The sequence below is a fragment of the Streptomyces sp. NPDC058457 genome (assembly GCF_042720695.1).
In the GTDB taxonomy this organism is placed as follows: domain Bacteria; phylum Actinomycetota; class Actinomycetes; order Streptomycetales; family Streptomycetaceae; genus Streptomyces.
The window spans coordinates 18,573-30,621 of the sequence record NZ_JBHXLU010000059.1 but is presented as its reverse complement, the minus strand read 5'-3'; the positions used below and the strand labels follow the sequence as shown (position 1 = coordinate 30,621).

Below are 12,049 nucleotides of genomic sequence, written 5' to 3'. Positions count from 1 at the left end.
TCACCGCCGCGCTTGCCCTGGTCGCCGCCACAGCGAGCCTGACCCCCTCCTATGCCGGCATTCCCGGGGACGCTACTGGGGGCGGGGCCGTCTACTCCTCCGGTGCATCCGCCCCGGTCACCAAAGACACGCCCGAGCAGTCGGATCTGCTGCAGTTGCCGAACGGATACGGCCCGTCAGCCGCTCAGCGTGAGGCGATGGAGACCGCTACAGCCACTGCCCGGAAAACCGGGAAGGCCGTCACGATCAGCTCGTTGACAACCCCCGTCCAGCAGGTGACCGTCAGTCCCGGCGGCGGATTCCAGTTGTCGGCCAACCCCGAGCCCGTGCGGACCAAGCAGCACGGCAGCTGGGTCGCCGTTGACATGACACTGCATCACGACAGCGACGGCACCTGGTCTCCGGCGGCGACCGCGTACGGCACGGTGTCCTTCTCCGGCGGTGGCCACTCCCCGTTAGCCACCACCCGCTACAACGGCGTGAGCATGGCCGTCTCCTGGCCGGGCACGCTGCCCGCTCCAGTCATCAAGGGCGGATCCGCGACGTACCGGTCCGTGCTGCCCTCGGTGGACCTGGTGGTCTGGGCCACCGCCGCCGGCGGCTTCACCGACACGCTGGTCGTCAAGTCCCCTGCCGCCGCCCAGAATCCGGCGCTGGCCACCCTGCGTCTGGGCACTCAGGTGACCGGCGGCCGTCTGACTCGGGGCAGCGCGGACAACCTCGCACTGCGTGACACCCGTGGCCGAGACCTGATGGACGCGGCCAGTCCGCTGATGTGGGACTCCAACACCACCCTGCCTACCCCCGCCGCCGGGAAAGCGCATACCGCGAGCAAGGCCAAGGTCGCCGCGGACCCCTCGGACGCCGCGCACCCCGGACTGGCCGCACGTGAGGCACCGGTGGGTACGAAGGTGTCCTCCGCCGGGCTGTCTCTCGTACCGGACGCGCGGATGCTGAAGGCCCACTCCACGGTGTTCCCGGTCTATATCGACCCTACGTTCAACTGGCACCCCTACGATCCGGCCGCCCCGTCCTTCGACGAGGTCAAACAGGGCTGCCCGAACAAGTCCTTCTACAACCAGACCGGTTCACTCGCCGACAACGGATACCTGGGGGTCGGCTACAACGGCTGGCAGGAGGGCTCCTGCTACACGGGCAAAGAGCACGCGATCTACCAGTGGAAGCTGTCCTCCACCATCTTCGGCGCGCATATCAACACCGCCACCGTCAACGCCACGGAGATCTACTCCGCGTCCTGCTCCAGCTCCTACACCGTCAACCTGCACTGGTCCGGCGGCATCGGATCAGGCACCGACTGGAACAACCGGCCCGTCTACAACAAATACTCCACCTCCGCCAGCTACGCGCGCGCCTACAACCCCACATACTGCCCCTCAAACGGTTCAGTGACCCACGGGTTGAACGTGCTCACGCCGATCGCTCACAACGCCGCCGGTCACTCCTCCACCTTCACCGCCACACTCAGCGAGGACTCCGCCGAGGCCGGCCACGACGACGGCGGTTTCTCCCGCTTCTCACACAACCCCAGCCTGGAAATCTTCTACAACCTCCCTCCCGCTGTCCCTTCCAAATCGACGATGGCCGCAGTCGCCGGCGCGGACGATGCGGCATGCGACACCACCGGTCCCGACTACCCGTTCATGGGCAAGACCATCGCCAGCACCCCACCCGTGCTGAAGGCGAAGGTCTCCGACGCCGACGGCGACAAGCTGCAGGCGACCTTCCAGTACTGGATCAACGGCTCCACCACCCTGCACACCGGGCTCAGCAGCGACAACCTGGCCAGCGGCTCCTACGCCGCCTACAGCCTGCCGTCGAGCTTCATCAGCTCGCTGACCAGCGGCCAAATCGTGGACTGGCAGGTCAAGGTCACCGACGGTGAGGACTCCACCGCCTACACCCAGTCCCCGACCTGCCACTTCGTCGCCGAACCCACCGCACCGAGCGCCCCCACCGTCACCTCGAAGAACAACCTCTACCCCAACACCGACAACGACGGGAGCGCAGGCGCCGCGGCCGGCACCACCGGCACCTTCAACGTGGCCACCAGCGGCGGGGCCAGCGCGACGAAGTTCGTCTACTCAGTCGACGTGCCGCCCGCCACGAGCAATCCGCCCGCTACCCAGATCGTCCCCGCCTCGAGCAACGCCGCCGCCGTGACCATCACCCCCTACTCCCCCGGCCCGCACACCCTGTGGGTGTACGCCGTGGACGCCGCGGGCGACGACTCCGGCGCCACCGGCTACCCGTTCCTGGCCACCGGAGACCCGAACAGCACCACCTGCACCAGCCTCTCCGCGTGCTTCAACAACACCGCCATCAGCGCCGACGCCAACCCCGGCCAGGCCGACATCGACGGCGTCGGCGACAGCTTCTCCGCCACCGACCTCACCACCGCAGGCTGGGCCAGCGGCGGCAAAGTCACCGTCAACGGGGCCACTTTCACCCTGCCCGCGTTCGGCTCCGGACAAAAGGACAACGTTCTGGCCGCCAACCAGACCATCCCCTACAGCGGATCCGGCAGCGCCCTGGACTTCCTCGCCACATCCACCTACTCCGGCCTGTCCACGCCTGGCGCCATCGCCAATGACGACACCGCCCCCTACGTCCCGGCCGGCACCCCGGTGAGCGGTTCCTACTGCTTCAACGGCACCGACCCGGCGGGAGCCTGCGCGGCCACCGGCACCATCACCTACACCGACGGCACCACCGCGAAATACGACCTGACCGTCCCCAACTGGAGCGTCAGCAACGACGCCATCGCCGCCGTAGTCCTGCCGCACCGCAACGACGTCGCGGGACAGGCAGCCTCCCCGCACAGGCTCTTCGCCTTCTCCGTACCCATCGACGCGGCCAAGACCATCGCCTCGGTGACGCTGCCCGATGTGGGCAATCACATCGGCTACCACACGCAGTCGCTGCACATCTTCAGCATGGCCACCCGCAACACCACCACCGGCACCCCTGAGGCCACCGGCACCACCGCCGCCGCACCGACCGGCCAAAGCTGGACCGGCGCCTGGGCCAACCCCAACGAGGGCCAGTACAACTTCCAGGGCGCGAACTTCTCCAACCAGACCTTCCGTATCGCCCTCCCCGCCTCGATCTCCGGCAACACCGTCCGCATCAAGCTCGACAACGCCCTCGGCACCAGCAAGCTGTCCATCGGCCACGCCACCATCGCCCAGGACTCCGCGTCCGGTGGCCCCTCCGCCGTACCCACCGCCACCCCCACCACCCTCACCTTCGGCGGAAGCCAGTCGGTCACCATCCCCGTGGGCGGCTCCGTCTACAGCGACCCGCTCACCTTCCCCGTCACCGCCAACCACTACCTCCTCGTCTCCTACCAACTGAGCAACTCCGTGCCGTACCTGGTCCAGCATTCGTTCGCCAACAACGCCTACCAGTACGTCACCGTCACCGGCGCCGGGGACAAGACCACAGACACCACCGGCACGCCCTTCGACGGCAGCACCGGAACCCTGCAGGGCTGGTTCACCGACCTCGTCACCAATGTCGACGTCACCACCAGCCACACCCCGACCGAAGCGGTGCTCGGTGACGGACTCATCGACGCCTTCCAGCCCAACACCACCCCCGTCGCCAGCGGAAGCCGCGTCTCCGACACCCTGGAGGGCGCGGAACCCACCACCCCGAGCCCCTACGGCACCATCGCCGAGGGCATCGAATCCAACGACCTCATGACCGACAACCCTCAGACCTACAACGCCAAAACCCTCGGCGGCCCCTCAGCTCTCTCCCGCATCGACCGCGACATCCTCGACCAGCCCGGCATCAGCAGCGTCGTGGTCTACGAAGGCCTCGAAGACCTCCTCGGCGGCAGTACCCCGGACGATCTGGAAGCCAACGGCTACACCGCCCTCGTCCAACAACTCCAGGGCTGGGGCATCTCCACCACTCTGACCTCCCTCACCCCCTGTGACGGCTTCGCCGGCGACGGTGCCGCCGCCAACGACCCCTGCACCAGCACCGTCGACGCCAACCGCTCCGACGTCAACGGCTGGCTCGACGACATGGACCTCGGCAGCCCCTGGTCCACACCGCCTGTCTACTTCGCCGACTTCGACACCGCTCTCGCCGTACCCGACACCAGCAACGGCGAGAACAAACTCGCCATGGCCGCCGACACCGGCGACCACGTCAACCTCACCAACTCCGGATACGCCGCCGAAACCCTCGCCATCCTCTCCCCTCACGACACCTGGGCCCTCGACGACGGCGACGGCTTCACCATCGCCAACGACACCGCCCCCACCGACACCCCCTACACCGTCAACGACACCACCGGCGTCGGCAGCAACACCCTGTCCCTCAACGGCACCACCACCTGGACCAACGACACCACCCGCGGCGAAGCCCTCTCCTTCGACGGCACCACCGGCTACGCCGCCGGCAGCAGCCCAGCGCTCAACACCACCGGCAGCTACTCCGTCTCGGCATGGGTGAAACTCTCCTCACTGCCCACCCGCAACGCCACCGTCGCCGCCCAGGACGGCACCCAGAACAGCCCCTTCTACCTCCAGTACAACTACGCCAACACCGGGTCCCCAGGCTGGTCGATGAGCTTCGCCAAGAGCGACACCGCCAACACCGGCTTCTGGAACGCCTACGCCTCCGGCGCGACCGCCAACACCTGGACCCACCTGGTCGGCACCTACGACGCCACCACAAAGACCGCCCAGCTCTACGTCAACGGCACCCTCGCCGCCACCGCCACCGGCGTCACCTCCTGGAACGCCGGCAACGCCTTCACCATCGGCCGCAGCCTCTACAACGGCACCAACACCGACCTCCTCCCCGGCCTCATCAGCACCGTCCAGGCCTGGAACTACGCCCTCACCCCCAACCAGGTGACGGCCCTCTACCAGCAAATCCCCTGACCGCTCCCGCCGTGGGTGCTCCCGGCCCGACAGCCAGGAGCGCCCACGGCGGCGAACCACATGAGCCCCAAGTTCTGCTGAGGCCCCTGCTCGTCCTGATTGGCCTCCAGACCATCACGCAGTGCCGGTATCTTCGGAAGCTGGCTCAAGAGGTCGATCGCCCGCACATTGCCATGTGCCCACGTCAGCCAACGCCGAGCTGCCACCAGCCCGCCTCATCCGGGATGCCGCGTCGATCTATAAGACAGCGCTCCGGAGCATCGGGCGACCATCGGTGACAGATTCAGGCACTACACCGCACTCCACACGGTGCACCCGCTCGGCACTCCAAAAGAGGTCGATCGGACCTGTCGAATCCACGAACGCGCAGGTCAGATGGCCTTTGCCGCAGGCTCAAGAATCGCCACACACTCCACGTGCGAGGTCATCGGAAACAGATCGAACGCCCGCAGCGTCCGCACCCGGTACCCCCCGTCCCGGAAGTACGCCAGGTCGCGGGCCAGGGCCGCCGGGTCGCAGGCCACGTAGGCGATGCGGCGGGCGCCCAGGGACGACAGGTGCTCGACCGTCCTGCGGCCCGCCCCCGCGCGCGGGGGGTCGAGGACGATGAGGTCCACCTCCGTGATACCCGTGCGCGGCAGGACCGACTCGACCTTGCCCTGCTCGACGCGGACCCGGGGGAAGTCGGCGAGGTTGTGGCGGGCGTCCTCCACCGCACGCTTGCCGGACTCGATGCCGAGGACCGCGCCCTTCTCGCCGAGGCGGTCGGCGAGGGCCCCGGCGAAGAGGCCCACTCCGCAGTAGAGGTCCAGCGCCATCTCGCCCTTGCGCGGCAGCAGGCCCTGCATGACCGCGGTGACCAGGGTGTCGGCCGCCTTCGGGTGGACCTGCCAGAAGCCGCCGCTGCCGACCCGGTGGGTGCGGCCGTCGGCGCGTTCGCGGACGAAGGCGCGGCCGTGGACGCGGTGGATGCCCCCGTCGTGCTCGTCGACGCGCATCACCGAGACGGGCCTGTCGAGTTCGACCAGGGGAAGCCGGGCGCCCGGGCGCGGCTCCAGGATGACCATGCGGTCCTGGGAACCCGTCGCGGCGATCGCCTCCACCGCGGCCATGCCCGACCAGTCCCGCTCCTCGATGCCGAGTTCGCTGACGCCCGGCGCCGCGATCATGCAGTGCTCGATCGGCTCCACCTCGTGCGAGCGGTGCCGGCGCAGTCCCGCGTTGCCGTCGGCGTCGACGGCGTACTGCACCCGGGTCCGCCACTGCGGCACCTCGCCCGCCGGCAGCTTGTCGCCCTCGGCGGGCATCACCGTGCCGTCCCAGCCGACGTCCTCCGGCGTGAGACCGGCCAGCCGCTGCAGCTGTTCGGCGATCACCTCGCCCTTCAGCCGGCGCTGGGCTCCCGGCTTCGCGTGCTGCCAGTCGCAGCCGCCGCAGCGACCGGGGCCGGCATAGGGACAAGGGGCCGCCACACGGTCCTTGGACGCGTCCAGGATGTCCACCGCGTCCGCCCGCAGGAAGCGGGCCCCCTCCTCGCCCTCGGTCACCCGGGCCACGACCCGCTCACCGGGCAGCGTGTGCCGGACGAACAGCACCTGGCCCTCGGCGGTCCTGGCGATGCAGTGCCCGCCGTGCGCGACCGGGCCGACCTCGACCTCGTACTCCGTCCCCACCAGCGATTTCTTCGGTTCTGCCTGCATGGCGGGGTGACTCCAGATCAAAGGGGGAGGGAAACGGCCCGGGCGAGGGCCGACGACAGCCCACCAGTCTACGTGGTCGCCGAGCCGGTACCTGCCGCGTGCGCACGGGGAGGGACGGCCGTCTCCGTCCGTCCCTCACCCGCCCGCCGACACCCGCCCCCGCGGTCACCGGCGCTCCCCCACCCACGGTCAGCCCCCGCTGTGCTCCTTGGGCCGGTGCTCCGCCGGGCCGCGTCGCACCGCGCCCGGTGCGTTCCACTCCTGCCGCTTGCGGGCCCGGTTCCTGGCCGCCTCCGAGGACTCCAGCTGGTAGGGCACGGAGGTCACCATCACGCCGGGCGTGAACAGCAGCCGGCCCTTGAGCCGCAGCGCGCTCTGGTTGTGCAGGATGTGCTCGTACCAGTGGCCGACGACGTACTCGGGGATGATCACGGAGACCGCGTCCCGCGGGGACTGGGCGCGCAGGCCCTTCACGTACTCGATGATCGGCCGGGTGATCTCGCGGTACGGCGAGTCGAGGACCTTCAGCGGTACGTCTATCCCGCGCCGCTCCCACTCCTCGCGCAGCGCCTTCGTCTCGGCCGGGTCGACGTTGACGGTGAGCGCCTCCAGGGTGTCCGAGCGCATCAGCTTGGCGTAGGCAAGGGCGCGGAGGGTCGGGCGGTGGATCTTGGAGATCAGGACGACAGAGTGGACACGGGACGGCCGTACCAGGTCGTCGTCCGGCTCCTCGGGGGCCGAGATCTCCTCGGAGACGCGGTCGTAGTGCTTACGGATCGCGGTCATCGTGGCGTAGAAGATGCACATGCCGAGCAGCGCCACCCAGGCGCCGTGGGTGAACTTCGTGACCAGGACGACGACCAGCACCAGACCGGTGAAGAACGCGCCGAACGCGTTGATCGCGCGGGAGCGGATCATGTGGCTGCGCTTGGCCGGGTCGTTCTCGGTGGCCAGGTGACGGTTCCAGTGCCGGACCATGCCGGTCTGGCTGAGCGTGAAGGACACGAACACGCCGACGATGTACAGCTGGATGAGGCGGGTCGAGTCGGCGCCGTAGATGACCGTCAGCAGGGCGGCGGCGCCGGCAAGCAGCACGATGCCGTTGGAGAAGGCGAGGCGGTCGCCGCGGGTGTGCAGCTGGCGCGGCAGGTAGCGGTCCTGGGCGAGGATCGAGCCGAGCAGCGGGAAGCCGTTGTACGCCGTGTTGGCCGCCAGGAAGAGGACCAGGGCGGTGGCCGCGGCGAGCACGACGAACAGGAAGCTGCCCTTGCCGAAGACGGCCTCGGCGACCTGGGAGATCACCGGGTTCTGGACGTAGCCGGAGCCGATCGCGACGCCGTTGTGGAGCAGGTCGGTGGCCGGGTTCTCGGCCATGCGGACCTTGGTGACCATGGCGAGCGCGATGATGCCGCAGAACATGGTGACCGCCAGCAGACCCATCGCGGCCAGCGTGGTCGCCGCGTTCTTCGACTTGGGCTTACGGAAGGCCGGGACGCCGTTGGAGATCGCCTCGACACCGGTGAGCGCGGCACAGCCGGAGGAGAAGGCGCGGAGAAGGAGGAAGACCAGGGCGAAACCGGCCAGGCCCTGGTGCTCAGCCTTGATCGCGTACGACGCCGTGGGCGCCCGCATCGTGTCCCCGAGGACCAGCCCCCGGAACGCACCCCACGCGATCATGATGAAGACGCCGCCGACGAAGACGTACGTCGGGATCGCGAAGAGCTTGCCGGACTCCTTCACGCCGCGCAGGTTCATCAGCGTCAGCAGCACGATCACGGTGACCGCGCAGAACACCTTGTGCTCGACGACGAAGGGGATCGCGGAGCCGAGGTTCTCGATGCCGGAGGCGATGGAGACGGCGACGGTCAGGACGTAGTCGACGAGCAGCGCGCTGGCGACGGTGAGGCCGGCCTTGGGGCCGAGGTTGGTGGTGGCGACCTCGTAGTCGCCGCCGCCGCTCGGGTAGGCGTGGACGTTCTGCCGGTAGGAGGCGACCACCGTGAACATCAGCACGACGACCGCGACGGCGATCCAGGGGCTGAAGTGGTACGCCGACACGCCCGCGATGGACAGGACCAGCAGGACCTCCCCCGGCGCGTAGGCGACGGAGGACAGCGGGTCGGAGGCGAAGACGGGGAGTGCGATGCGCTTCGGCAGGAGCGTTTCGCCCAGCCGGTCACTGCGCAGAGCGCGCCCGATCAGGATCCGTTTGGGCACGTCGGTCAGTTTGGACACGAGAGAGGATCGTAGGCCTTCGACCTGGCAGTCCTCCAGCCGCAGTACATGATCTGCCTCCCGAGTGAAAAAGGTGACTGCTGGAACTGCGGATTCCGCGGCCTTCGCCCGATCCGTGCCTAGATGGCAGACCCCGCCTGTCTTCGCACTTCGGAGGTCCCATGCCCGCGACCGCAGAGCTGATCGGTGCCGCGGTCGCCCTCGTCGGCCTCGGAATCCTCACCGCCTGGAGCGTGCGCAGCATCACTCGACGATGAGCCCCGCACAGGGGTGCCCGGCCGGGACGGTGCGTGTGTAGCTTGGGCCACGGTCTGAGACCCTGATGGGGCTGAGCAGTAACTTTTGGACACCGGAAGGACGGTCGTGCACATCGTCATCATGGGCTGCGGCAGAGTGGGTTCCGCTCTCGCCCAGACCCTGGAGCAACAGGGGCACACGGTCGCCGTGATCGACCAGGACCCCACCGCCTTCCGCAGGCTGGGCCCGGGATTCGGCGGTCGCCGGGTCACCGGAGTCGGCTTCGACCAGGACACCCTGCGCGAGGCGGGCATCGAGGAGGCCGGCGCCTTCGCCGCCGTCTCCAGCGGCGACAACTCGAACATCATCTCCGCGCGGGTCGCCCGCGAGATGTTCGGGGTGGAGAACGTCGCGGCCCGGATCTACGACCCCCGGCGCGCCGAGGTCTACCAGCGCCTCGGCATCCCGACCGTCGCCACGGTCCGCTGGACCGCCGACCAGATGCTGCGCCGGCTGCTGCCCTCGGGCGCCGAGCCGCTGTGGCGCGACCCCACCGGCGGGGTCCAGCTCGCCGAGGTGCACGCCTCCCCCAAGTGGGTCGGCCACAAGATCAGCAAGCTCCAGGAGGAGACCGGTGTCCGGGTCGCGTTCCTGACCCGGCTCGGTGAGGCGATGCTGCCCACCTCGCAGACGGTCCTGCAGGAGGGCGACCTGGTGCACGTGATGATGCGGACGGACGACGTCGACAAGGTCGAGGCCGCCTTCGCCGGGGGTCCGGAAGAGGAGGGCGGTCACTGATGAGGGTCGCCATTGCCGGGGCCGGTGCCGTCGGCCGCTCGATCGCGGGCGAGCTGCTGGAGAACGGCCACGAGGTCCTGCTGATCGACAAGGCCCCGACCGCCATCTCGGTCGAGCGGGTGCCGCAGGCGGAGTGGCTGCTTGCCGACGCCTGTGAGATCACCTCCCTCGACGAGGCGGCGCTGCAGCGCTGCAACGTCGTGATCGCCGCGACCGGCGACGACAAGGTGAACCTGGTCGTCTCGCTGCTCGCGAAGACGGAGTACGGCGTTCCGCGCGTCGTCGCCCGGGTCAACAACCCCAAGAACGAGTGGCTGTTCAACGAGGCGTGGGGCGTGGACGTCGCCGTCTCGACGCCGCGCCTGATGTCGGCCCTGGTGGAGGAGGCGGTGTCGGTCGGCGACCTGGTCCGGCTGCTGCGCTTCAGCCACGGCGACGCGAACCTGGTGGAGCTGACGCTGCCCGAGGAGTCGGCGCTGGCCGGCACCCAGGTCGGCGACGTGGAGTGGCCCGAGGACACCTCCCTGGTCACGATCATCCGCGGCACCCGGGTCCTCACCCCCTCCCGCGAGGACTCCCTGGAGGCGGGCGACGAACTCCTCTTCGTCGCGGCCCAGGCCCGCGAGGAGCAGCTGGAGGACCTGCTGTCGGTACGGCGGGAAGACAGCTGACGCAGGCAGGCAGAGAGAAGGGGGGGCCCCCCCGCGGGGGGCGGCCCTCTGCCGGACGAGGGTAATGTAGGGGGGGGGCGCGGCGGCCCGCGCCCGCGTGGAGCCGGTGTTGCACGTGTTGCGGTTCCGGCGGCAAGACTCCTGCCCCTGGCAGGCCTTGAGACGGGCGCCCTCCGCTGCGGAGGGCGCCCTTCTGCCGTACGTGCTTACTTGCGGTGGCGTCCGCTGCTGCCCGAGGTCTCACCGCTCTCCGCGGCCAGCGCGGCCTTGCGCTCCTCCTCGGCCTGCTCGGCCTTCTCCGCCGCCTCCATCTCCGCGAACACGTCGATCGGCGCCGGCGCCTTCGCCAGGAAGACCCACGTGAGCCAGACGGCGAGCAGGAACGGCGGGATCTTCAACGCGACGAGCACCCAGCCGAGTTGGGCCGTGTTCGCCCACCAGTACAGCGGGAAGAGGATCGCGCACTTGGCGAGCAGGATCAGGCCCCAGGCCCAGCTGGCCTTGGCGTACGCCTTCTTGCGGCCGGGGTTGCGGGTGCGCCAGGAGAGGTTCTCCTTGAAGACCGGGCCGAGGATCAGGCCGATCAGCGGGATCCCGCACAGGGTCGTGATGATGTACGCCAGCGCCAGGCCCAGCGTGTAGAGCATGCCGGGGAGGTAGAAGTCCTTGGCGTTGCCGGTCATCATCGCGAAGACGACACCGAAGGCGACGCCGAAGACACCGCTGAAGGCGTGCTTGACGGTGTCCCGCATGGCGAGGCGGACCACGACCAGCACCACGGAGACCGCGAGGGCGGCGATCGCCGACCAGTGCAGGTCCTTGTTGATGGTGAAGATCGTGACGAAGAGCAGGCCGGGCAGGACCGTCTCGACCATGCCCCGGACACCGCCGAACGCCTCGAAGAGCGCGGCCTCGGTCACCGCCCGCGCGTCTTGCTGCGGGGCGTCCTCCGCCTGCGTGTCTTCGGTCGGCTTGTCGAGCGACGTCACCGGCTACTCCCTACCGAGGGGTCTCAGTTCGTACTTGGGATTGAACAGCACCCGGCGGCCCCGGCTCAGCGAGATCCGGCCCGATGCGATCAGCCTGCGCCCCGGTTCTATGCCCACGATGGAACGCCTGCCGAGCCACACCACGTCCAGCGCGGCGGAGCCGTCGAACAGCTCGGCCTCCAGGGCCGGGACTCCGGCGCGCGGCCGCAGGGTGACCGTGCGCAAGGTACCAGTAACGGTGACGATCTGCCGGTCGTGGCAGTCGCCGATCCGGATGCAGCCCGTGGTGTCGGCGTCCTCCCGCAGCTCCTCCGACTCCAGGTCCTCCTGCGACGAGGAGAGCCGGTCGAGCATGCGCCGGAACCGGCCGGCCGGCTTTTCGGAACGAGGAACAGCACTCATGTCTGAAGCGTACCGGGGCCCACCGACACCGCCGTAGTCCAGCTCACTTCGCGACCCGGCTCACTTTTTCGACCCGGCTCACTCCTCGACCCAGC

Annotated in this window: 7 protein-coding genes; 3 read left to right on the top strand and 4 right to left on the bottom strand. The window is 69.1% G+C overall.

Features of this window, described 5'->3' with window-relative positions; all coding sequences use genetic code 11:
- The first annotated feature begins 254 nt into the window (after nucleotides 1-254).
- Nucleotides 255-4,922, top strand: a complete 4,668-nt coding sequence (locus tag ACFWPS_RS35315; protein WP_383712880.1) for a LamG-like jellyroll fold domain-containing protein — start codon at nucleotides 255-257, stop codon at nucleotides 4,920-4,922.
- Nucleotides 4,923-5,293: 371 nt separating this feature from the next.
- On the opposite strand, the gene ACFWPS_RS35310 is transcribed toward ACFWPS_RS35315, so the two are convergent.
- Together ACFWPS_RS35310 and ACFWPS_RS35305 are read right to left on the bottom strand one after the other, a co-directional pair.
- Entirely contained in the window at nucleotides 5,294-6,622 is a 1,329-nt protein-coding gene (locus ACFWPS_RS35310; RefSeq protein WP_383712877.1) for a class I SAM-dependent RNA methyltransferase, read from the bottom strand.
- A 189-nt stretch (nucleotides 6,623-6,811) separates the two neighbouring features.
- Nucleotides 6,812-8,857 (bottom strand): APC family permease, encoded by a 2,046-nt coding sequence (locus ACFWPS_RS35305; protein WP_383712874.1) that lies wholly within the window; start codon nucleotides 8,855-8,857, stop codon nucleotides 6,812-6,814.
- Between the two features lie 363 nt (nucleotides 8,858-9,220).
- Between ACFWPS_RS35305 and ACFWPS_RS35300 the strand changes: the two genes are divergently transcribed.
- Together ACFWPS_RS35300 and ACFWPS_RS35295 are read left to right on the top strand one after the other, a co-directional pair.
- The gene (locus ACFWPS_RS35300) at nucleotides 9,221-9,892 is read left to right on the top strand and encodes a TrkA family potassium uptake protein (protein WP_089104280.1); all 672 of its coding nucleotides are present in this window, start codon (nucleotides 9,221-9,223) and stop codon (nucleotides 9,890-9,892) included.
- On the top strand, nucleotides 9,892-10,563 hold the full coding sequence (locus ACFWPS_RS35295) for a TrkA family potassium uptake protein (protein WP_355709978.1): 672 nt from the start codon (nucleotides 9,892-9,894) through the stop codon (nucleotides 10,561-10,563). Before ACFWPS_RS35300 ends, ACFWPS_RS35295 begins: the two co-directional genes overlap by 1 nt.
- A gap of 206 nt (nucleotides 10,564-10,769) precedes the next feature.
- Here ACFWPS_RS35295 and ACFWPS_RS35290 read toward each other — a convergent pair whose 3' ends face one another.
- Complete coding sequence (locus tag ACFWPS_RS35290; RefSeq protein ID WP_383712871.1) at nucleotides 10,770-11,552, bottom strand: DUF3159 domain-containing protein; 783 nt, start codon at nucleotides 11,550-11,552, stop codon at nucleotides 10,770-10,772.
- Nucleotides 11,553-11,555: 3 nt separating this feature from the next.
- Nucleotides 11,556-11,954 carry an OB-fold nucleic acid binding domain-containing protein gene (locus ACFWPS_RS35285; RefSeq protein ID WP_089104283.1) on the bottom strand — a complete coding sequence of 133 codons (399 nt, stop codon included), beginning with the start codon at nucleotides 11,952-11,954 and terminating at the stop codon, nucleotides 11,556-11,558.
- Nucleotides 11,955-12,049: the final 95 nt, after the last annotated feature.